Origin of the sequence: Aeromonas sp. 600276 (genome assembly GCF_049175815.1) — a bacterium.
GTDB classification, from domain to species: Bacteria; Pseudomonadota; Gammaproteobacteria; order Enterobacterales; family Aeromonadaceae; genus Aeromonas; species Aeromonas dhakensis.
The window spans coordinates 19,655-42,060 of the sequence record NZ_JAAKVU010000010.1 but is presented as its reverse complement, the minus strand read 5'-3'; the positions used below and the strand labels follow the sequence as shown (position 1 = coordinate 42,060).

The following is a 22,406-nucleotide window of genomic DNA, read 5'->3' as shown; positions in this document are numbered from 1 at the left end:
AGCGAAGCATGGCCGGGATCATGACTTATCCCCCATCTGGTGCTGGCTGTGATCCATGCCCTCCATGCCTGGCATCTCACCCTTGGCCTCTTTCATTGCGTCGCCCGCGGCCGGTTTATCTTCCACATGGATCTGGATGATGCGGTACTCGTCCCCCTCCTGCTCTACCTGCAGATGCAGGGCCTGGTTCGGTTTCAGCTGGCTGAGGTCCACATCGTCGGCCACGGTGAAGTCCATCTCCATGGCAGGCCACTGCCACTCGGGGATGGGCTGGTGGGCGACGCCGAGGGTACGCCCGGCGAGATCGATGTTCTGCACCTGGCCCTGGGTCCACACCTGCATGGGACGCACCGCCGTCATGCGCTGGAAGTCCGAATCGATGGCCGATTCGGAGTCGAGCAGGAACTGGGCCGAGCTGACGATGCTGTCACCGGCTTCGACCCCCTCGTCGATGGCGACCTTGTCACCAAACTGGGGGCCCAGGGTGACGGCCACCGACTTGAAGTTGCCATCCCCCAGCGCCAGTACAAGCCTGTCCTGGCTGCCGGTGCGGATCACCGCTTCGCTTGGCACCACCAGGCGGGGTTCCCCCTTGCCGGTGCCGATGCTCACCTTGGCGAACATATTGGGTTTCAAAAACTCGTCCGGGTTGTCAAAGCGCAGGCGTACCCGCAGGGTGCGGGTGCTGGCATCGAGCGTCGGGTAGAGGTAGTCCACCCGTCCCTGCCAGCGGCGGCCCGGGGCATAGTCCAGGGTCATGGTGACCGGATCGCCGACCCTGATCTGGGCGGCCTGGCGCTCGAACACCTCGGCGCTCACCCACACCTGCTTGAGGGTGCTGATGTTGAACAGGGGCGCGGCGGGTTCCACATACTGGCCTTCACGCACCTTGAGCTCGGAGACATAGCCGCTGCTGGGGGCGTAGATGCGCACCGTCTCCTGCACCTTGCGAGTGCGCTTGAGCGCCGCTATCTGATCCGCCGGTACCTGCAGCGACTTGAGCTTGCCCTCGGCGGCACGCAGCAGCAGGGGATTGGTGGTGCCCAGCGCCAGCAGGTATTCGTGCTGGGCGTTCACCAGATCCGGGGCGTAGAGATCGTAGATAAAGCTGCCCTTGGTCACCTGCTGCCCCTCGTTCTTGATGGCGAGGTTGCGGATCCAGCCCGCCATCCGGGAGTTGATGGCTTCGAGGCGCTCTTCGTCATAACCCACATAGCCCACCGTCTCGATCTGCTGGTGGATGGGGAGTTTTTCCACCTTGGCCAGCCGCACCCCCAGGTTCTGCTGGATCTCGGGGCTGATGGTGACGGTGCCGGGGGAGCCGCCCTGCTTCTCTTCATAGACGGGGATGAAGTCCATCCCCATGTTGTCCTTGGCGGGGGCATCGCGCTTGTCGCGGGGATCCATGGGGTTGACCCAGTAGAGCGGTGTCTTCTCCTTGGCAACCGCGGTGACTGTCTGTTTGGCCGCCCAGTAACCGCCGCCGGCCCCGAGGGCGAGCAGCAGGGTGGATAGCAGCAGGGTCCGGCTCATCGCACACCTCCTGTCCGGGACGGGTGGGGCAGGTAGGCGCAGTGGGCAAGAGGCGCGGGGCGGCCGTGTTCGGCCACGGGGCCGGGGATCGGGGCAAATGACATGATACTTCTTCTCTTCTGTCAAAGCGCCGGAGGGGGTGTGCAGGCAAGGCATCACCAGAGTCCGGGCGGCAAACGGGGCGCAGCTGAATGGTCAGCGTGCGCACGGCTCCCTGTGCCATGGCTTGGTCAGCCGGCGACACAGGGTCAGGCAAGGTGGGCGGCAACGGGCAAGGGCCGCCCCGAGAGAAGTGCTTTCTAGTGGCGCAGCACCGACAGCATCAGGTGTCGGCGCGGCCAGGAGGGAGGGTGGGTGCCGCGGGATCGCAGGAAGGGATCCCGCAGCCAGTTGTCCAGCCCGCTGCTGGCGGTCCCGAGGGGCAGCAGCAACAGCGGCAGGGCGAGCAGGGTCAGCAGGGCGGCCAGCAGCGGCAAGCCAGGGCTGCTGCTCGAGGTGAGCCCGCCGTGCATCTGGCACTCTTGGCTGGCGGCATCTGGTGCCCCGGCATCCTGGGATGCCCCGTGGCAGGAGAGTCCCTGCATGGGGCTGCTGCTCATGGCCTGATGCTCTTGCGCCATGGCGGCGTTGAGGGCATCCAGCCCGTGCCAGCCGATGCAGAGGGTGAGATTGCAGACGAGCATCAGCCCCAGCAGCAGCCGGGCAATGCGTTCTGTAGGCAATCTCGATGAGAGCATGGGGAAAATCCTGACAATAACTGGGGACACTGTAAACCTTGCCTTGAGGAGAAGGTCAATGGCCCCGGCCGTGCCAGAGATGGGCCTGATGAATCGTTAAGCGTCACTTAACGATGGCGTATAGCCAACCCTAATGAAGCCGGCTTCTTCTCTCGTTAGGATGCGTACCGGTCAGAGGTTGCCAGGGCGTCAAACCGGGTGTTTGAGCTGTCTCTCTGGCGAGTCTCCATCCAGTTCATTGTTCGGGAGTAACGATATGCAGCAACGACGGCTGTCGCTGATGCTTGCAGCCTTGCTGAGTCCCTCTGCCATGGCCGGCGGCCTTGCCTTGTATGAAACCAGCGCGGCCAACAGTGCCCTGGCCAACGCAGGGGCAGCCGCCCGCGCCCAGGGGGCGGAGACCATCGCCAGCAATCCGGCCGGCATGACCAGGCTGGCAGGTACCCAGTTGCAGGTCAATGGCGGCGCTGTATACGGCGACCTCGAGCTGGATCTGGACCAGGGGGGCAACAACGGTGGCAATGCCCTGCAGACCGCCCCGCTTGGCAGCCTCTATCTGACCCACGCCCTCGATGAGCAGTGGGTCGCCGGCCTCGGGCTCTTCGGCAGTCACGGGCTGGGGATCGATTATGGTGAGGGGTGGCAGGGGCGTGGCTATGTGCAGTCCGCCAAACTGACCGGGATCGCCTTTGCCCCCAGCCTGGCCTATCGCGTCGATGACCACTGGTCGGTGGGGGCCAGCCTGATCGCCATGCATGGGGCGCTGGAGGCCTCACTGGACATGATGCCGAACGGTTCAACCAGTCAGGTATTTTCCGACAGCGACTGGGCGTACGGTGCCTCCTTCGGGGTGCTCTACGAGCTGGATCACGACTCCCGCATCGGGTTGAGTTACTTCTCCGAATTGAAGTGGGAGCTGGACGATCAGCCGTTGCGCCGGCTGAATGGGGCCGGGCTGGGGGTGAAGATGATGATCCCGCAGACCCTGACCCTGAGTGGCTATCACCAGCTCAACCCGCAGTGGGCCCTGCTGGCCAGTGCCAATTGGCAGCAGTGGTCCCGCTTTGGCGAGGTGGATCTCGCGTCGGGACAGCAGAGCCGAACCCTTGATATGCAATACCAGGACACCTGGCACCTGAGCCTGGGTGCCCAGTTCGATGTGACGCCGGCCCTGCGCCTGAGCAGCGGCATCGGCTATGACAGCAGCGCCGTGGACGACGTGCACCGCACTGTTACCCTCCCGCTTGGCGAGAGCTGGCGCTGGGGTCTGGGGGCCAGCTATCAGCTGACACCAGCCACCAGGCTGGAAGCCAGCTATACCCTGGCCTGGCTGGGGGATATGGCAGTGGAGCAGGATGGGATCGGTCGCCCCCAGCTGTCAGGTACCTACCACAACAGCTACCTGAACTTCTTGAGCATCGGGGTGCAACACCAGTTCTGAGGCCTGACTTGTCACGTTGGGAGGTGGCCGGCTATGTGTTCTCTTGCCGGCGAACGTTGACGATAAAAAAAGCCCCTCCATGAAGGAGGGGCCGGGGCAGCGTGACTTGAGTGGTCAGGCCCGTTTTTCCGAGCTCCGCATGATGAGGCGGAAGAAGAGCGGGATGAAGAAGATGGCGATGAAGGTCGCCGCCAGCATGCCGCCGATGACCGGCCAGCCGAGGGCGTGGCGGCTCGCGGCGCCGGCGCCGCTGGAGGTGACCAGGGGCACACAGCCGAGGATAAACGCCAGCGAGGTCATCACGATGGGGCGAAAACGCAGGCGCGCCGCCTCCAGGGCCGACTCGATGAGGGTCATCCCTTCTTCATGCTTCATCACCGCGAACTCCACGATCAGGATGGCGTTCTTGGCCGCCAACCCCACCAGCGTCACCAGACCTATCTGGAAGTAGACGTTGTTGGTGAGCCCCACGGCCCAGGTGGCGAGCAGGGCGCCGAACAGGGCGAACGGCACGGCGGTGATCACCGCAAACGGCAGGCTCCAGCGCTCATACTGGGCGGCCAGGATGAGGAAGATCATCACGATGCCAAAGCCAAACGCCGTGGCGGCGCTGCCGGCGGCCGCTTTCTCCTGGTAGGCGGCGCCGGTCCACTCCAGCTTGGCGTCGTTGCCAAGGGTCTGGGCGGCGATCTCCTCCAGGGCGGCAATGGCCTGACCCGAGCTCACCCCAGGCGCCGGCTGGGCCATGATCTTGGCGGCCGGGAAGATGTTGAAACGCTCCACCAGTTCGGGGCCGGTGGCATCGCGCACCGTTACCAGGCTGGTGAGGGGGATCATCTCGCCGCTGTTGGAGCGGACATAGACGTTGCGGATGTCATCCTTCTTGGCACGGTAGTCCGCCTCGGACTGCAACTGGACCCGGTAGGTACGACCGAACTGGTTGAAGTCGTTGACGTAGACCTGGCCGAAAGTGGCCTGCATGGTGTCGAACACGGCGTTGATGGGCAGCCCCAGCGCCTTGGCCTTCTCGCGGTCGAGATCCAGGTAGACCTGGGGCACGTTGGCGCGGAAGGTGGTGCTCACGCTGGCGAACTCAGGGCGCTGCTTGGCGGCATCGATCAGGCGTTGCACCTCGCCCGCGAAGGCGTGCACGTCGCCGGTGCCGCGGTTCTGCAGATAGCCTTCGAGGCCGCCGGTGGTGGACATGCCCTGGATGGGAGGCGGGTTGAAGGTGGCGGTGAAGCCATCGGCCAGCCCCATCAGGCTCATCCCCTGGAAGGTCTTGGCCAGGGAGAAGGAGTCCTGCCCCTCGCCCTGACGCTCTTTCCAGTCTTTCAGGGTGATGAAGGTGAGGCCGCGGTTGCTGATGATGGAGCCGGACAGGATGTCAAAGCCCGAGAAGGTGACCACGTCCTTCACGCTGGGGTTGGCCATGGCCATCTTGTCAAAATCATTGGCAACCGCCTGGGTACGGGTCAGGGCGGCGGCATCGGGCAGCATCACGGAGCCGATGAGATAGCCCTGATCCTCGTCCGGCACCAGGGCGCCCGGCACCTTGTGGAACAGCACATAGCTGCTGGCGAGGATGATGGCGATGATGCCAAAGGCCACGCCGACCCGGCGGTTGAGGAAGGCCACCCCGCGCACATAGCGGCGGGTCAGTTGATCAAAGGCATTGTTGAACCAGACGAAGAAGCGGGCCGGCTGGTGGTGGCCCTCTTTGAGCAGGATGGCGCACAGGGCAGGCGACAGGGTGAGCGCCACCAGGCCGGAGATGGCCACCGACACGGCGATGGTGATGGCGAACTGCTTGTACATCACCCCGGTCATGCCGCCCATGAAGGCGACCGGCAGGAACACGGCGCAGAGCACCAGCACGATGGCGACCACGGGGCCGGAGACCTCCTGCATGGCGAGGATGGCGGCCTCCTTGGCGGAGCACTTCTTCTCGCTCATGATCCGCTCGACGTTCTCCAGCACCACGATGGCGTCATCCACCACGATACCGATGGCGAGCACCATGCCAAACAGGGTCAACAGGTTGATGGAGAAGCCCAGCATCAGCATGCCGGCGAAGGTACCGATGAGTGATACCGGCACCGCGATACAGGGGATCAGGGTGGCGCGCAAATTCTGCAGGAACAGGTAGACCACCACGAACACCAGCACGATCGCCTCGAGCAGGGTCTTGACCACCTCCTCGATGGAGATCTTCACGAACTCTGTGGTGTCGTAGGGGATCTGGTACTCCACGTCCTGCGGGAAACGGCCCTGCAGGCGATCCATGGTCTCGCGCACCTGATCGGCCACCGCCACCGCGTTGGCACCCGGTTGCAGGTAGGTGGCGATACCGATGGCCGGCTTGCCGTTGGCGCGGGCCAGCACGTCGTAGTCCTTGCCGCCGAGCTCGACCCGGGCCACGTCTTTGACCCGGATCTTGGAGCCGTCCGGCATGGCGCGGATGATGATGTTCTGGAACTCCTTCACGTCATCGAGGCGCCCCTTGGTCTGCACCGTGTAGGTGAAGTCGGTGGGGGTGCTGGTGGGCTGGGAGCCGATCTTACCCGCCGCGAACTGGGTGTTCTGCTCGCGGATGGCGCCTATCACGTCGCTCGGGGTGAGCTGCAACTGGGCCAGCCGGTCCGGGCGCAGCCAGATCCGCATGGCGTAGTCGGTACCGCCGAACAGGGAGGTGTCCCCCACGCCGGGAATCCGCTTGAGCTCGTCGATGATGTTGAGCAGGGCGTAGTTTGACAGATAGGTGGTATCAAACGAGCCGCTGGGGGACTGCAGGGTGATCACCTGCAGGATGGAGGTGGACTTCTTGCGCACCGTCACCCCCTGCTTCTTCACCTCTTCCGGCAGCTGGGCCATGGCGGCCGAGACCCGGTTGTTGACGTCGATGGTCGCCTGATCGGGATCCACCCCGATGTCGAAGTAGACGTTGAGGTTCATCTGGCCGTTGGAGGCGGAGCCGGATTGCATGTAGATCATGTTCTCGACCCCGTTGACCTGCTGTTCAATGGGGGCGGCCACGGTCTGGGAGATCACCTCCGGGGTGGCACCCGGGTAGAAGGCGGTCACCGAGACCACGGCGGGGGTGATCTGGGGATACTGCTCCACCGGGAGCGCGCGCATTGCCGCCATCCCGCCCAGCACTATGATGATCGAAATCACGCTGGCGAAGATGGGGCGTTCGATAAAGAACTTGGAAAACATGGGGGCTCCTTATTTGCCAGCGGCACCCTGGGTGATCTTGGCGTTGATCGCCTTCATCTCCTCGGCGGAAACCGGTTTGACCACGGCGCCGGGACGAGCCTTCATCAGCCCCTCGACGATGTAGCGATCGCCGGCCTGCAGGCCTTTGTCGATCAATACGCCGCTGTCGACCACCGACCCCAGCTTGACCGGACGGGGCACCACCTTGTTGTCGGCATCCACCACCATCACCATGCGGTCGGCCTGGGACTGGACGATGGCGCGGGGCGGCACCACGATGGCGTTCTTGCGGGTGCCCAGATCGATGGTCATGCGCACGAACTGGCCGGGCAGCAGAACCCCGTTCTTGTTGTCGAAGATGGCGCGGGCGCGAATGGTGCCGGTGGCCGGGTCGACCCGGCTGTCGGAGAAGTTGAGCTTGCCCGCCTGGGGATAGACGGAGCCGTCGGCCAGCCGGATGTGGGTACGCCAGTTGGTGGCGTCCTTGGCTTCAATCAACCCTTGCTTCACCGCATTATCGAAGTTGAGGCGATCCTGCTCCGAGTAGGAGAAGTTGACGTAGAGCGGGTCGAACTGGGTGATGGTGGTGAGCAGGCCGTTCTCGCCGCTGGTGGAGATGAGGCTCCCCTCGGACTGGGAGCTCTTGCTCGCCATGCCGTTGATGGGGGCGGTGACCTGGGTATAGCTGAGGTTGAGCTCGGCCTCTTTCACCTTGGCCTGGGCGGCCTGGTGGCTGGCGACGGCGGCTTCGTAGTTGGCGATGGTGTCGTCATAGTCCTTGCGGCTCACCACCTGACGCTTGAACAGCGGGATGATGCGATCGCGGTCGGCGCGAGCCTTGTTGAGGCGCGCCTGCTCCTGGGCCAGGGTGCCCTTGGCCTGCTCCAGCGCCACCTTGTAAGGCTCGGGGTCGATCAGGAACAGCGCCTGACCGGCGGTGACCGGCTGCCCTTCGATGTAGGTCCGTTTGAGCAGGATGCCGCTCACCCGGGAGCGCACGTCGATCTCGCGAAAGCCGGCGGTCTCGCCCACCATCTCGGTGGTCAGCGGCACGTCGGTCAGCTTGACCTCGGCCACCACCACGGGCACCGGCGGCAGTGCCTGGGCACCGGCGGCGGGTTCATCACCACAGGCGGTCAGTGCGCTGGCCAGTGCCAGGGCGATACAGCCGCGCTTGAACATCTCTTCCCTGACGGATTGCACCTTCATCATCACACTCCTGTGGGATGGTGCACGATTGCCGCGCCCACCCTTTCTCTTCATGAACATGGTTAACTGCATGGTTACAAATTTAACTTATTGGATTACTGACAGTTTTTTAATGATAAAGCACGAATATTGAACCCAAGCTGCTCGGCAGTGAAAGTTGTCTGCATCTGGCGGCATGGGGGCGAGGGGCCAGCGACAGTCGGTGTCAGCCCGCAGGCCTCTTTCGGCGTGGTGTTGCCCGGATGCGAGGGCTCAGGGAGAAATTATAAGAAGGAAAAAACGGGGGAAGTGGGGGCTTGGTCACAGAGGGGGCGTCAAATGCCCCCTCAGTTGTCATTGTCAGGCGAAGCAGGCCCAGATGGGGGCGTGGTCGGAGGGCTTCTCGATGCCGCGCAGCTCGTAGTCGATGCCGGTCTCGGTCACCTTGTCCTTGAGGGCGTCGGAGGCCATGATGAGGTCGATGCGCAGGCCGCGGTTCTCGTCAAAGCCCTTGGAGCGGTAGTCGAACCAGGAGAAGCGCTCGCACTCGGTGGGGTTGGCGGCGCGGAAGGTGTCGGTCAGGCCGAACCCTTTCAGACGCTCCATCCACTCGCGCTCGATGGGCAGGAAGGAGCACTTGCCATCCCGCAGCCAGCGCTTGCGGTTCGCCTCGCCGATGCCGATGTCGAGATCGGTGGGGGAGATATTCATATCCCCGATCAGCACCAGCTGGTCACCCGGGGTGTGATTGGTCTCGAGGTAGTGCTGCAGATCCTCGTAGAACTTCTGCTTGGCCGGGAACTTGGTCTCGTGATCCTGGCTCTCACCCTGCGGGAAGTAGCCGTTCATCACCTTGATGAGGGAGCCGTCTTCGCGCTCGAAGGTGGCCATGATCATGCGGCGCTGGGCCTCTTCATCGTCGGTGGGGAAGCCTTTCTCCACCTTGACCGGCTTCTGCTTGCTCATGATGGCGACCCCGTAGTGGGCCTTCTGGCCGTGGAACTCGACGTGATAGCCCATGGCCTCCACGTCGGCCAGCGGGAAGGCTTCGTCGTGTACCTTGATCTCCTGCAGGCCGATCACATCCGGCTGATGCTTGTCGATGATGGCTTGCAGCTGGTGCAGACGGGCGCGCAGGCCATTGATATTGAAAGAGATGATCTTCATGTCCGGGATGCTCATGTCATTTTTATAAGTGGCTATTGGACTAGGAATCCGCCGTGGATGCAAGTTCGGGGGCTGTGACTGGCGCAGCTGCTCGGTAACCTGTTCACGAGCCGTCGCGAGAGGTTGTCAGCGGGTCATCTTCTTGACAAACACCACCACAAACAGCGCCAGGGTAAAGCTGCCGGTGAAGGCCTCGAAGGCGGCGAAGATCCGCGACAGCCCGACCGGGGTGAAATCCCCGTACCCTAGCGTGGTGAAGGTCACCACGCTGTAGTAGAGGCACTCCAGCAGGAAGATGGCGTTCTGCTCGAAAGGGGCGCCGGGCCGATAGACGAGGTGGTTGCCGTTGAAGCTCAGGCCAAAGAAGAAGTAGAAGAGGCTGCAGATGAAGATGAGCAGCAGGGAGAAGAGCACCACCCGCATGGGGGCCTCGCCGTAGCCGCAGAAGAGATCGACGATCCAGGAGGTGAAGCGGCGGCCGGACCAGAATGGCAGCTGCAGCCGGCGCATGGTGAGCTCCTGCTGGATGTAGCGGCCGGACATGGTGAAGATGCCCTGGGCTTCCGAGGCCTTGCGCAGATCCCGGTAGGTCTCCTCGGCCTCCTTGAACCAGATCCGGGCCTGCGCCGGGTCCCGCTCGCGGCGCCCCTTTCTGTCCTGCATCAGCCGTTTGCCGGTATCCAGGTTGTCGAGGCGGGTGTTGTGCCAGCGGATGCCGAGCAGGTTGACGTCGTCGAGGGTGGCGCAGTGCAGGTTGGCATCGCTCAGATCGGCCTTCATCAGGCTGCCCCCCTTCATGCGCAGGCCGTAGAGGTGAGCCCCCTGCAGATTGGCCCGGTAGAGATTGCACTGCTCCAGCAGAAAGCCGTGCGGCGCGCCCTTCTTCACCAGATTGAGCCCGGCCAGGTTGGCGCGGGCCAGTTGCAGGCCGTGGCACAGGCCGCCCTGGTGGACGTAGTGCTCCAGCTCGCGGGCGGTGTGGGGATCCTGATGCTGGCCATGGGGATCGTGCCAGCGGCACAGATCATGCTCCCCCGCCTCTTCGCTGCAGTGGCGGCCATCCGCCACCAGATATCGACACATGGCCATCGCCCGTCTCCTCCCCTTGCCGAGTCAGTATCAGCATAGGCGAGCGGCCGGCGAGCGGGGTCAGCTGAGCTGGGTAAACTCCTGACGCAGCTTGCGAAAACGGTCCTGCTGGGCCGGGTTGAGGGGGATACCGTCCAGCACCTCCAGGGTCTCCTTGCACTCGGCGCCAAACTCCGGGCTCTTGCGATTCTTCTGCATCAGCTGCAGCAGCACCTGGATCTTGTTGAGGGCGGCGCCGGTGTTGGCGGGGGCCCGGCGCAGGGCCTCGCGAAAGTGGCCGAGCGCTTGTTCCAGCTCGCCACTCTGATAGGCCTTGATGCCCAGCTCGTTGAGCTGCTGGTAGCGCTGGCGGCGTTCCAGCACCGTCTTGTCGTCGCGGGTGGCCTGGATGCAGGTGGTGAGCAGCCGATCCTCGTCTTCGGCCAGCAGTGCCTGCAGGCTCTCGGCGTATTCGAACTCGCCGAGCTGATAGAGGGCGAGTATGGTCTCGCCCAGCAGGCTGGGGGGCATGGTGGCCGGCTGATCGAGCCAGTTCTGGTTGGCGCGGTAGAGCATCTTCTTGCCCTTGAGCAGCTCCCCCAGGGCGATCTGCACCCGGGCCTGGCAGATCTGCTCGAATACCGGGTAGTTGAACTCCGCCATCATCAACGAGTCGCGAATGCGCGACAGGGCAGAGTTGACCTGCTTTTGCAGGTTGGCGATGTGGTAGATGTCGTTGCTGTTGAGGGCGTAGAGGGTCAGCGCCTGGATATAGGCCCCCAGATAGTGGGGGGTGCGGTGGATCGAGTTGCGCGACAGGTCGATGAGGGAGAGCAGCACGTCCTTGGCCTGGGCGTAGTCGTGGCGCAGCAGGCACACCTCCGCCAGCCGGCGGGAGAGCTGTACCGACTGGGGCGAGATATCCACCGCCCGCTTGAGCTCCTGTTGGGCCTGCTCGTCATTGCCGAGCGCCAGCAGGGATTCCGCCAGCCAGAGGTGGGCCTCCACCATCAGCGGGGTGTTCTTGAGGGTCGCCTGCAGGTGGCTCACCGCCTCCTCGTGCAGACCCAGGGTGTGGCACGCCTTGCCCAGTGTCAGGCGGGCCCAGCTGTTCTCCTGGCCGGCCAGCAGCTGGCGCATCAGGCTGCGGGCCTCCTTGGCCTGGCCCAGCTTGAGCTGGGTATCGGCCTGCAGACAGCGGCAGAAGTTGGCAAAGCGCGGCACCGCATCGGCCCGCTCGGCGCAGGCGGCGAGCAGGGTGGTCAGGTTCTCCTCGGCGAGGGCGCTGAACACGCTCTCCAGCGCCTGACGGCGGGCGAGGGCACGTTTGAGGCGAAACGAGAACTGCTCCTGGGAGAAGGGCTTCATCAGGTATTCGTCGGGCTCGGCCTCCAGCGCGCTCAGCACCATGGCGCGGGAGCTGTCGCCGCTCACCATGATCACCACGCTCTGGGGCGGGATGAGCTTCTGGTCGCGCAGGCTCTCCAGCAGCTGGCGACCGTTCTCGCCAACCCCCAGCTCGTAATCGATGAGGTAGATGTCGAAGGACTCTTTCTGGCAGCGCCGTCTGGCCTCTTCGGCCGAGTTGACATAGGTGATGCGACTGATGCCGATGTTGATCAGCATCGCCTTCATCATCACCTGAAAGGAGCGCTGTTCATTGACCAGCAGGATGCGCTTCGGTTTGGGTGGGGCTTTTTTCTCTGGCTCGGATTCCGGTGTCTGCATCTGTCTGGTCAGGGCGCTACGGGCGGATAACAGAAGTGTGCCACCAAAGCGCGCAGACAGGCAATTGAACATCCATGCCGCCGCCGTTTTTCCTCTGGCAAGGGGGCGCCGGGCCTGAAAAAAACCGCCGCGGCCCTTGATCCCGGTCAAGCGGGCGCTGGATTGCACTGGCGGCGCCCACGCCGGTTTTTAGACTGAAAAGAGGCGGGCCGCGGGCCTGCCTTCGACCATCCAGTGACCACAAGGAGGAATCAAATGAGTTTGCTACCAGGCCGTACCAGTCTGTTTGATGACCTGTTTCACGACATGGCCTCCGGTTTCTACATCCGGCCCCTGCACGGGGATCCGCTGCCGAGCCAGATCAAGCTGGACCTCAAGGAGAGCGACGGCGGCTATCTGCTGCAGGCGGAACTGCCCGGGGTGGCGAAGGAGGACATCCACGTGGATGTGCACGGCAAGCTGGTGACCCTGAAGGCGGAGATCCGCCAGCACGACAGCCAGAGCAAGGATGAGCGCACCCTGCGCAGCGAGCGCTATTTCGGCAGCGTATCGCGCACCGTCGAACTGCCGGTGGAGGTGACGCCGGAGCAGGTGGTCGCCCGCTTCGACAACGGTATCCTCACCCTGCAACTGCCCAAGCAGGCGGTGACCCCGGCGCCCCACCGCATCCCCATCGAGTAGCGCCGGCTTGCACACCACGAGGCCCCGCAGTGCGGGGCCTCGCTCTTTTATGGCGGTTGGGGAGCAGGCCGGGGAGAGGGCAGGGATAGCTGGCGGCGACCCCGACTCGTTCCTGATCACAAGGCCGCCCCCGCTCGGCTCCGGCACAGCCCCTCCGGGTGGATTTTTTCAGAAGGGGATTGTGCAAGTGGGTTTCTTTTGATACCACTGAATGCTTTCCCCTGCGGATCAGCCACCATTGCGCGACAAGGAGTTCCCATGCGCCTGCCACCCTTTCCCCCGCTGGTCTGGATCGTGATCCTGGGCACCTTCATGGTGCGCACCAGTTTCTTCATGGTCTGGCCCTTCCTCTCCATCCTGCTCTACCGGGAGTATGGCCTGTCAGCCTCCGGTATCGGGATGCTGCTGGGTGGCGCGGCCGTGCTCTCCTGCCTCATCGGCTTCTACGTCGGCTGGCTCTCCGACCGGCTCGGCCGGCGCACCATACTGCTGCTCGGCTGCGCCCTGTCGTGCGGTGCCTACCTGTTGCTCGGATTCGGCCACTCCCTCTGGCTCATCACCCTCGGGGTGTTTGGGTCGGGGCTCTCCTACGCCTTTATCGACACCCCGGGCAAGGCGCTGATGGGGGATCTGCTGCCCGAGAAGGCGCTGCGGGAGCTGGCTCTGCACCTGCGCTACTTCCTGCTCAACGTGGGGGCAGGGGTGGGGCCCCTCATCGGCGTCATGGTGGGGCTGGGTGCGCGCCAGGAGACCTTCGTGGTGACGGCCGCCAGCTATGGCCTGCTCGGCATCGCCTTCCTGCTCGGCTTTCGTCGCGACTGCGCCAGCCGGCCGGATGCGGGTCTCTCCCTGGGGGCCATGCTCAGGGTGGTGGGGCGGGATCGCGCCTTCATGCTGTTCATCCTCGCCAACCTGCTGATGAATCTGGTCTATGCCCAGGTGGAGTCGCCGCTGATCCAGTACCTGACCCGCGCCGGCGCCCCCGAGGTGGAGACGCTGGTGGCCCTGCTGGTGGCCACCAATGCGCTCACCATCATCACCTTGCAGTTTCCGCTGCTGCACCTGACCCGGCGCTGGCGGGTGAGCCTGCGGCTGCAGTTCTCCATCCTGCTGATGGCATCGGCCCAGGTGATGTTCGCCCTGTCGAGCCCGGCCCTGCTGTGGCCCTGGCTGGTGGCGATGTTCTTGCTGAGCGTGGGGGAGGCGGTGCTGTTCCCGCTCTTCAACGTGCTGATCGACCAGATGGCGCCGGCCCACCTCAAGGGGAGCTACTTCGGCGCCAGCGCCCTGGCCGGGCTCGGTTGGGCGTTCTCGCCTATGGTGGGGGGCTGGTTCTTGCAAGTGTGGGGTGGCCCGGCCCTGTTCGCCGTGATGACCGCGATCTGCATGCTGGTGTTTGCCCTCTACGGGATGGGTCGCCGGGAGGCGCGTCCGTCGGCCGGGCCTGCCGGCTGCGAGGAGTAACACGCAGCGCGTTGACGGCGCTCACTGGTTTGCTGTCGCCGAGGGGATGCGCCAATGCCTCACTGCATTCCCATCGAATCACGCCGGCTTGAAAACAACGAGGCCCCGCACTGCGGGGCCTCTTTTTTATGGTGGCTGGGTTATGGCTGCCAGTTTATGGCTGTTTGGCCACCAGATAGGGGGCGAACTGGGGTGTATGGCTGGCGGCGAAGCCCTGCTCGGTCTTGACGATGAGGTAGACCGCGAGCCCATGCGCCCTGGCAAAGGCCATCGCCTGCTCCGGCCCCATCACCATGAGGGCGGTGTCGAGGGCGTCGGCCTCGAGCGCAGTCGGGGTGATGACGCTGGCGGAGACCAGCTTGTGGGTGATGGGCTGGCCGCTGGCAGGGTCGATGATGTGGGAGTAGCGCTGGCCGTCGAGCTCGTAGTAGTTGCGATAGCTGCCGGCGGTGCTGAGGGCCATGCCGTTGGGGATCACCACGTCCGAGAAGGCGCCGGGCTGGTCGGACGGCTCGACGATGGCCACCCGCCAGGGTTTGCCCTTGGCGTTGTTGCCCTTGCTGCGCACGGCGCCGGCCACCTCGATGAGGTAGTTGTGCACCCCCTTTTGCTCCAGCAGGCCGGCAATCTCGTCGGAGGCCGCCCCCTCGCCCAGGGTGGAGAGATCGAGGTAGAGATCGGGAATGCCCTTGCCGAGCAGGAAGTGATCCCCCTCTGGGGTCAAGGTCAGCCGGTCGATGCCCACCTTCTGGCGGGCGCTGGCGATCTGCTCGGCGCTGGGGCGCTTGATGGGGCGTTTGTCCGGCCCGAATCCCCACAGGTTGACCAGCGGGCCCACGGTGACGTCGAGCTTGCCTTTGGTGAGATGGCCGGCATCGATGCCCTGCTGCACGATTTTGGCCATGGTGGCGGGAATGGCCATAGGTGGCTGGCCGCTGCCCTGATTGAAGCGGGAGATGAGGGAGTTCGGGTCGTAGGTGGAGATCTCGTGATTCATGCGCGCCAGCAGGGCGTCGACCTCCTGCTGCAGTGCAGGCTCCCCGCCCGGGAAGGGGTCGCTCAGGGTCACCGCATAATAGGTGCCCATGGTCTTGCCCTGGATGCGGGTCTGGGTCGGGGCTGGCTGACAGGCGGTCAGCATCAGCAGCAGGGTCAACAACAGGCCGCGGGGGGCCGGGCGAGCAAGGAGCGACATACGGGATCTCTCTGGCTAAAAACGGATGGCTCGGGCCTTGGCCGCGTGCCGGGGTCGCCAGCTTAGCCAAGGGCGCAGCGGCGGGCGAGCGTCGGCTGGAGAAAAGCACGGGAGATAATTAAACAAAGAGTGGTTAATGGGCGGCGCGGCCGGTTTGTCCAGTCAAATAATGGGAACAATCTGGTGACCTGACCCGCAGCTTTGCGCTAAAGGCATAGCCGAATGACGACAGTTGAGTAGAATAAGGTCGATTTTGACAGCATGTTTGCCAGCCATGGTGCGAGCCTGCAGGCAATTGTGTTGCCATCTATTGCCAATCAAAGGAGAGGATGATGAAAAAGGCGATTACCCTGCTGTTTCTGAGCACCCTGGCTGCCCCGGCTCTGGCCGATGAGTGCGCGTTGGTCATCGAAGGCAATGATGCCATGCAGTACAACCTCAAGGAGATGAGCGTACCGGCCACCTGCAAAGAGGTGACCGTGACCCTGAACCATACCGGCAAGATGCCGGTGACCGCCATGGGCCACAACTGGGCGCTGGCCAACACCGCCGACTATCAGGCCGTTGCCACCGCGGGCATGAGTGCCGGTGCCGAGAACAACTACCTGCCCAAGGATGATCCCCGCGTACTGGCCCACACCAAGCTGGTGGGCGGCGGCGAGAGCACCAGCGTCACCTTCAAGACCGACGGCCTGGCCGGCAAAGACCTCACCTTCTTCTGCTCCTTCCCCGGTCACTTCGCCATGATGAAGGGCACCTTCAAGGTCGGCTAAGCACGTTGTGCCGACTCAGAAGCCGGGCAGTGCCCGGCTTTTTTGTGGCCGCTTGCCATGCCGTAGGGAACCCTGGCTCTGCACCGGGAGCTGTGTGCCGTTTTATGATCCGGCGCGGGGTGAGTGGGGAGCATAGCGGGTAAGATAGGCCCCTTTCGGGCCTGATGGTCCGCGTGAGAGGAGTCGTTTGTCGTGAGATACGCCATCAACTGGGTGGTCGGCTGTTGCCTGCTGCTGGTATGCGCCATTGCGCTGGCAGCGGAGCCGCCGGTGAAGAAGAGCCGCAACGGCATCTGTCATCCCAAGGGGGGGACCTACTACAGCCGCACCAAGCACTACACCCCCTATGACTCCATGCAGGCCTGCCTCGACAGCGGCGGCCGGGCGCCGAAACGCTGACCGGCGCCAGCCACCTACCTGGGCTGCAGGGTAAAGAAGGCGATGGCGCTCTTCTTCTGGCAGTCGAACTGGATGCTCTGCTCGCCGCTGATCAGCAGGGTTTCGTTGACCGCCATGGGCTGGCCCGCCGCCGTGAGCTGGCCGCTCAGCAGGTAGCAGAGATAGGTCTTGTCCGCTTCCAGGGTGAGGCTGAGCGGGAAGGGGAGGTTGAGCACCCGCACATTGGCGCTGAGGCGGGCCGGATCATAGATGAGCCCCAGATCCGTCACCTCTTTTTTCAGCAGCTCGCAGTGGGTGTCGTCATCCCCGCTGAAGTGGGCCGCCTCGAAGGTGGCGTAGGGGTGGCCGTTGAGCACGAAGCCGGCCCCGCTGATGGGCAGCAGGATGCGCTGATAGCCGGGAAATTTCGAGAAGGGGCCGGCCCCCTTGATGGGCGCCGAGCTCAGCCGATAGGCAAAATCGAGCTTGTCGAGGCTGGCGCCGGCAGGGGAGATGAGGATCTGGGCTGTGGTGCCCTGCTTGTTCTTCCAGGGCATCTTCAGCTGGTCGGACTCTTTTATCAGGGTGATCAATGGCGCCTCGGCAGGTGGTGAGCGGAGTGAATTGTGTGGCCCAGTGATACCATCCCGCCCGCCGGCCCACAAGGTTGCGTCTGCCTGTCCAGCACTGCCCGCCCACTATTTCATCAGTTTCATCAGTCAGGCCAGCCATCGCCCTTGCGTTGGCTGCTTGTCCGTCGCGGCTGTATGAAACGCAACCACTTTTGCGGGGCGGCGGGAGGGCAAAACGGCAGGCTGTGATCCCGTCGCTGTTAAAGCGGCGGCGGCTCGCTACACTGGCGGTTCTGTTGCCCAAGGAGGCCCCATGACTCACAAGATCATTCTGGATACCGATCCCGGTATCGATGACGCCATGGCAATTTTGTTTGCCGAAGCCCACCCCGCCATCGAGCTGCTTGCCATCACCACGGTATTTGGCAATGCCACCATCGAGAACGGCACCCACAACGCCCTCTGGCTCAAGCAGCAATATGGCATGAAGGCGGATGTGGCGCAGGGGGCGGCCGCCCCGCTGCGGCGCGAGCCGGTGGGCCCGACCACTGTGGTGCACGGCCCGAGCGGGTTTGGCGACGTGACGGCGGGGGAGGTGACCCTGGCGCCGGATCCCCGGCCGGCCTGGCAATACATAGTCGAGGCGGTGAAGGCCGCTCCCGGCGAGATCACTCTGGTCACCATAGGGCCGCTCACCAACCTGGCGCTGGCGCTGCAGGCGGCCCCCGAGATTGCCGGCCTGGTGAAGCAGGTGGTGGTGATGGGCGGCGCCTTCGGCGTCAACGGCCATCGCGGCAATGTGACCCCCTATGCCGAGGCCAACATCCACGACGATCCGGATGCCGCCGACCGGGTATTCACCGCCCGCTGGCCTGTGGTGATCATCGGGCTGGACGTGACCCAGCAGAGTTTCTTCAGCAGCGCCTATCTGGACGCACTGCGCGACGAAGCGGGCGAGCCGGGCCGTTTCCTGTGGGATGTCAGCCGCTTCTACCTGCGCTTCTACTCCGAGCGGATCGGGCTCGACGGTTGCCACGTGCACGACCCGTCCGCCATCGCCTACGTGATCGATCCGACCCTGTTCACCTTGCGCGCGGGGCCGGTGCGGGTCATCAACGAGGGCCCAGCCATCGGCCACACCCTGCAGAAATTTGACGGCAAGTCCCACCCCCACGACGAGTGGGCCGATCATCCGGCCCAGCAGGTCGGGGTGGCGGTACGGGATCAGACGCTGCTGGCACTCTATCGGGAGACGCTGGTGGCCTGGGGTCGCAACCGCTAGAGGGCTCGGCGAGCAGGGTGGCTTGCGGTCGGACTTGAGGTACGGCTGTGATCCGCACCAAACAATCGGGGGCCAGTTGCGGCTTATACTGACAGCAACCGTGTGAAGAAGGAGAAACAGGATGGCCTGGTTGTCGTTGCTGGTGGCGATTGCCCTGATCTGGTGGTTGATGAAGCTGGGGCGTGGCGCCCTGTTCGAGATCCGGCTTGCCCCCGGCAAGGTGCAGGTCAAGCGGGGCAAGGTGTCGCCCGCATTCATCGAGCATGCCAGACAGATCCTGCGTCACGAGACGGTGCGCGGGCGCATCCTGGGTCAGCGCGATGGCGATGGGGTCAAGCTGGTCTTCTCCCGCTCCATTCCGGAGCCGGTGGCCCAGCGTTTTCGCAACATCTTCCCCTATGGCGATTACCGGCTGGGGGCGGTGCCGCTCTCCGGCTCCAAACCGCGCAAGGGGTGAGTTGTCACTCACACAGCAAACGGGCCTCCACTGGAGGCCCGTTTCGTTATGGTCGGCGTGACCTATGGGTGCAGGGTGCGCTGGGCCTTGACCGTCTCCGGCTTGATGGCCACCCCTTCATTGCCCCAGGAGGCGCGCAGGGTGTTGACCAGCTCGGCGATCTGCTGGTCGTTGAGGGTCCAGCCGTAGCCCGGCATGTGGTAGCCGATGTGGCCCTGGGTGACCGGGGTCTCGGCGCCGTGCAGCAGCACGTTGAGCAGGCTGCTCGGGTCCTCGGCCAGCACGGTCTGGTTGCCGACCAGGGAGGGGATGACGTGGTCGTTGCCGCGCCCGTCGTTGCCGTGGCAGGTGGAGCAGTACATGGCGTAATCCGCCTTGCCGCCGGCACTGGCATAGGCCCGGTTGCCCCTGGCGGCCGGTGCATCGTCATCCAGCCCGGTCAGGTAGGTGGCGATGCTGGCCAGATCCGCGTCGCTGAAGTACTGGCTGCTGTGAGTGATCACTTCCGCCATGGGGCCGCTGACGGCCTGATGCTGGCTGCGGCCGGTTTTCAACAGATCGATGAGGGCCTGCTTGTCGTAGCGGCTGCCACGAATGTCGGGGGCATACCAGCCATCCAGGGTGGCGCCGCTCAGATAGAGGGGATCCGCCTCGGTCAGGGCTTTCTCCTGCATGCCGATCCCGCGCGGGGTGTGGCAGCTGCCGCAGTGGCCCGCTCCCTGCACCAGATAGGCGCCACGGTTCCACTCCTCGCTCTTGCCGGCGACCGGGGTGAAGCGGCCGTCATCGTGATAGAGCCAGTTCCAGCCCCTGAGGGGCCAGCGCATGTTGAGCGGCCAGGGGATGTCGCTCGCCTTGTTGGCAATGGCCTGCGGCTGCACATCCTGCATCAGGTAGTGGTAGAGGGCGGTGAGATCCTCATCGCTCATCTTGGCGTAGGCGGTGTAGGGCATGGCCGGGTAGAGGGGGTCGCCGCTGCGGGTGATCCCTTCGCGCATCACCTTGATGAACTCGGGCAGGCTGTAGTTGCCGATGCCGTGGGTCTTGTCCGGGGTGATGTTGGTGGCGTAGACGGTGCCGACCGGGGTGGGGAAACCCTTGCCGCCGGCGAGCGGCTTGCTCGCCTCGCTGGTGTGGCAGGCGGCGCAGTCCCCCAGCTTGGCCACGTATTCACCCGCCGACATGGCGGGGGCGGCTTGCAGGGCGAAGGTGGGCAGGGCCAGCAGCACGGCACTGGCAGTCAGGGAACGGATCATTTGGCACCTCCCTTGGTCAGGGCGACCAGCTCGTTGACGGCGCGCCACGCCTCGTCGATGGCGGCGTGGGCATAGGGGCTCCAGCCCGCGTCCGAGTTGGCGATGGTGATGTTGCCTACCGGCTGGCGACCCCGCTCAATGAAGCGCTCCGACTGCTCTTCATCGTCAAACAGGGAGTTGGCGATGTAGGAATAGCCGTGGGACCAGCGGTTGACCGTGATGGCGAGGATATCCTGCTCATGGTTGAAGCCGGCCTCGCCCAGCATGGCTTGCAGCTGCTCGCGGATCATCTGCTCGTGCTGCTCGAACGGCATGCCGAGGAGCATGGCACGCCCCTTGCGGGACTGCTCGCGGGCCGAGAGGCCGCTGCCCGGCAGGGTCGGCACATAGACCATGTGCAGGCACATGGGCTGATCCGGGTTCTTGGGATGCTCATAGCCGCCGAGGTCGACCGGGTAGTCGAGCTTGACCCGGCTGTAGGGGGCGGCCGGGGCATAGACCTCGTGCACGCCGAGTTTGACGAACGGCTGCCAGTTTCTGATCACCACCTTGGTGTAGACCAGCGGCGCCTTGACGTTCTGGCGCAGCGCCTCCTTCTGGGGCGCCGGCATCTCGGGCACCAGGTAGGGGATCATCATGTTGTAGCCGGCCATGATGCACTGTCTGGCCTGCACCCGGTGCAGCTTGCCCTCCTTGATGTAGGTGACGTCCACCCCCTGTTTGCCGTCCTTGAACGGCACGTTTCTGGCCTGCAGCGCCGTGCTGCCAAGGCGCAGCTGCACCTTGTGCTCGGGGCGGTCGAGCTGGCTGTAGTCGAACCTGGCCAGCACCACGTCCTGCATGGTGTGGCCCGGGGCCACCTGCGGGATGAGCTTGCGCACCATCAAGCGGGTGAGGCCGGCGTTGCCATCCGGGAAGTGGAAGATGTAGGGGTCGTCCAGCTCGGCCTGGGATTCCGCATCGAGCGGGGTGAGATCCATGCCGGCAAAGCCCGGCAGGGCGCACAGGCGCGCGTCGGCGCAGGAGGTGGCATCGATGCCGACTGCCTGGAAGTCGTCGGTACGCTGCTGGAAGAAGGTGATGGCCCGCTCGCTCAGCCCTACCTTGTCGCGCAGGAAGGTGGTGTAGCTGTTGCTCTCCATCCAGGCGTCTTTCTGCTCGCGAGTCATGCCGTGCAGGTAGTCGGTCTTCTCTTCGTGCAGCGCCAGCAGGGCGGCCTTGTCGGTGTCGTCGAACGGGAAGTCGCCGATGAACTCGGCCAGCGGCCGGCCGTTCAAGCGATCGCGCGGGATGTCGTCGGCCACGCTGTGGCCCGGGTCGCCGCTCACTATCTTGTTGACCCCGAAGTGCTTCTCGTCAAAGAAGACGCCGCGGCTCAGGCCCAGATCCGGGTAGAAGGTCTGCTGGAAGCCTTTGGCCAGCTCGTCGATGTTGACCTCGAGCGCCTTGAGCAGCCCCAGCGCCACCGGGCTGTAGACGGAGCGCGGCGATTGCAGGGATTCGCTGCCGCCGTAACCCAGCCGCAGGCCATCCGGGGTGGTGAACTCGTTGCGCTTGGCGTGGCCACCGAAGTCGTCGTGGTTGTCGAGCAGCAGGATCTTTTTGTCCGCCCCGAGCAGTTGCTGGTAGAAGCAGGCGGCGGAGAGGCCGCTGATGCCGGCGCCGACGATCACCAGATCGTACTCGCCCTCCAGCGGGAGGTGGGCGAAGTCATACTGCTTGCCATCGCGGGCGATGCTGTGAGCCGGCTCGAAGGAGCCCGGATGGTTGCCGCGCAGGCCGGTGAGAGCGGGCGGATAGACCAGCGTCTTCTCGGCCAGCGCCTTGCCGCCTTCGGCTGCCTGCAGCAGCTGGATGGGGGCGACGCCGGCCGCAATGGCAATGGCGACGCCGTTGAGAAAGTCTCTGCGTGTGATGCTCATGGCAATCCCTGTAAATGAAGAGTCGAATGAGAAGTGGGATAGGGTTGAATTCGTGACTGACGAGTAACGAAGGGGCGCAACCTACCGCTATATCCCGATGGAGTCCATGGCTTTGATAATAACTTATTAAACAAAATGGGGGATCATGTGATGGTCATGGCGGTGAGATGGATGAAATATGCATGTTTGTGGGGCAAAGGCACATCAATACCAAGGAATTAATTGAAATTTAATTTGATTAATTATGGTTAATTTCGAGTCTCACCTTTATTCGGCCATGGTCGACAAACAGGGCCTGATTATCGCCTGATTTTTCACCGCAAGGCCACCAAATGACGCCCTTTA

General features: G+C 64.0%; 18 protein-coding genes. 7 read left to right on the top strand and 11 right to left on the bottom strand.

Annotated features, from left to right (window positions below; translation table 11 throughout):
* Positions 1-18: 18 nt before the first annotated feature.
* Positions 19-1,533 carry an efflux RND transporter periplasmic adaptor subunit gene (locus G5134_RS11660; RefSeq protein WP_043172027.1) on the bottom strand — a complete coding sequence of 505 codons (1,515 nt, stop codon included), beginning with the start codon at positions 1,531-1,533 and terminating at the stop codon, positions 19-21.
* Between the two features lie 299 nt (positions 1,534-1,832).
* Complete coding sequence (locus G5134_RS11655; protein ID WP_042005438.1) at positions 1,833-2,270, bottom strand: hypothetical protein; 438 nt, start codon at positions 2,268-2,270, stop codon at positions 1,833-1,835.
* Between the two features lie 256 nt (positions 2,271-2,526).
* Between G5134_RS11655 and G5134_RS11650 the strand changes: the two genes are divergently transcribed.
* Positions 2,527-3,711 carry an OmpP1/FadL family transporter gene (locus G5134_RS11650; protein ID WP_279971998.1) on the top strand — a complete coding sequence of 395 codons (1,185 nt, stop codon included), beginning with the start codon at positions 2,527-2,529 and terminating at the stop codon, positions 3,709-3,711.
* A gap of 114 nt (positions 3,712-3,825) precedes the next feature.
* Here G5134_RS11650 and G5134_RS11645 read toward each other — a convergent pair whose 3' ends face one another.
* The 5 genes from G5134_RS11645 to G5134_RS11625 form a co-directional block, all read right to left on the bottom strand.
* Positions 3,826-6,930, bottom strand: a complete 3,105-nt coding sequence (locus G5134_RS11645) for an efflux RND transporter permease subunit (protein ID WP_065016951.1) — start codon at positions 6,928-6,930, stop codon at positions 3,826-3,828.
* Between the two features lie 9 nt (positions 6,931-6,939).
* On the bottom strand, positions 6,940-8,139 hold the full coding sequence (locus G5134_RS11640; RefSeq protein ID WP_005302965.1) for an efflux RND transporter periplasmic adaptor subunit: 1,200 nt from the start codon (positions 8,137-8,139) through the stop codon (positions 6,940-6,942).
* 339 nt (positions 8,140-8,478) lie between these two features.
* Entirely contained in the window at positions 8,479-9,285 is an 807-nt protein-coding gene (gene xthA, locus G5134_RS11635) for an exodeoxyribonuclease III (RefSeq protein ID WP_005302963.1), read from the bottom strand.
* Between the two features lie 126 nt (positions 9,286-9,411).
* Positions 9,412-10,374 (bottom strand): ion channel, encoded by a 963-nt coding sequence (locus G5134_RS11630; RefSeq protein WP_017765686.1) that lies wholly within the window; start codon positions 10,372-10,374, stop codon positions 9,412-9,414.
* 60 nt (positions 10,375-10,434) lie between these two features.
* Positions 10,435-12,081, bottom strand: coding sequence for a tetratricopeptide repeat-containing response regulator (locus tag G5134_RS11625; protein WP_010633387.1), 1,647 nt, complete (start codon positions 12,079-12,081; stop codon positions 10,435-10,437).
* Between the two features lie 255 nt (positions 12,082-12,336).
* Between G5134_RS11625 and G5134_RS11620 the strand changes: the two genes are divergently transcribed.
* The gene (locus G5134_RS11620) at positions 12,337-12,762 is read left to right on the top strand and encodes an Hsp20/alpha crystallin family protein (protein ID WP_065016952.1); all 426 of its coding nucleotides are present in this window, start codon (positions 12,337-12,339) and stop codon (positions 12,760-12,762) included.
* 258 nt (positions 12,763-13,020) lie between these two features.
* Positions 13,021-14,226: an MDR family MFS transporter gene (locus G5134_RS11615; protein WP_065016953.1), complete on the top strand. Its 1,206-nt coding sequence runs from the start codon at positions 13,021-13,023 to the stop codon at positions 14,224-14,226.
* 154 nt (positions 14,227-14,380) lie between these two features.
* Here G5134_RS11615 and G5134_RS11610 read toward each other — a convergent pair whose 3' ends face one another.
* Entirely contained in the window at positions 14,381-15,421 is a 1,041-nt protein-coding gene (locus G5134_RS11610; protein ID WP_065016954.1) for an FAD:protein FMN transferase, read from the bottom strand.
* Positions 15,422-15,753: 332 nt separating this feature from the next.
* Between G5134_RS11610 and azu the strand changes: the two genes are divergently transcribed.
* Positions 15,754-16,194 carry an azurin gene (azu, locus tag G5134_RS11605; RefSeq protein WP_005302949.1) on the top strand — a complete coding sequence of 147 codons (441 nt, stop codon included), beginning with the start codon at positions 15,754-15,756 and terminating at the stop codon, positions 16,192-16,194.
* Between the two features lie 192 nt (positions 16,195-16,386).
* Entirely contained in the window at positions 16,387-16,593 is a 207-nt protein-coding gene (locus tag G5134_RS11600) for a hypothetical protein (RefSeq protein WP_010633391.1), read from the top strand.
* A gap of 14 nt (positions 16,594-16,607) precedes the next feature.
* Here the strand turns inward: G5134_RS11600 and G5134_RS11595 are convergent, their stop codons facing one another.
* Positions 16,608-17,165, bottom strand: a complete 558-nt coding sequence (locus G5134_RS11595; RefSeq protein ID WP_065016955.1) for a HutD family protein — start codon at positions 17,163-17,165, stop codon at positions 16,608-16,610.
* Positions 17,166-17,457: 292 nt separating this feature from the next.
* On the opposite strand from G5134_RS11595, the gene G5134_RS11590 reads away from it, so the two are divergent.
* Entirely contained in the window at positions 17,458-18,426 is a 969-nt protein-coding gene (locus G5134_RS11590; protein ID WP_421232019.1) for a nucleoside hydrolase, read from the top strand.
* Between the two features lie 121 nt (positions 18,427-18,547).
* The gene (locus G5134_RS11585; protein WP_017780689.1) at positions 18,548-18,883 is read left to right on the top strand and encodes a DUF3634 family protein; all 336 of its coding nucleotides are present in this window, start codon (positions 18,548-18,550) and stop codon (positions 18,881-18,883) included.
* Positions 18,884-18,945: 62 nt separating this feature from the next.
* On the opposite strand, the gene G5134_RS11580 is transcribed toward G5134_RS11585, so the two are convergent.
* Complete coding sequence (locus G5134_RS11580; protein WP_368160567.1) at positions 18,946-20,139, bottom strand: cytochrome c; 1,194 nt, start codon at positions 20,137-20,139, stop codon at positions 18,946-18,948.
* Entirely contained in the window at positions 20,136-22,061 is a 1,926-nt protein-coding gene (locus G5134_RS11575) for an NAD(P)-binding protein (protein WP_421232018.1), read from the bottom strand. Before G5134_RS11575 ends, G5134_RS11580 begins: the two co-directional genes overlap by 4 nt.
* Between the last annotated feature and the right edge of the window lie 345 nt (positions 22,062-22,406).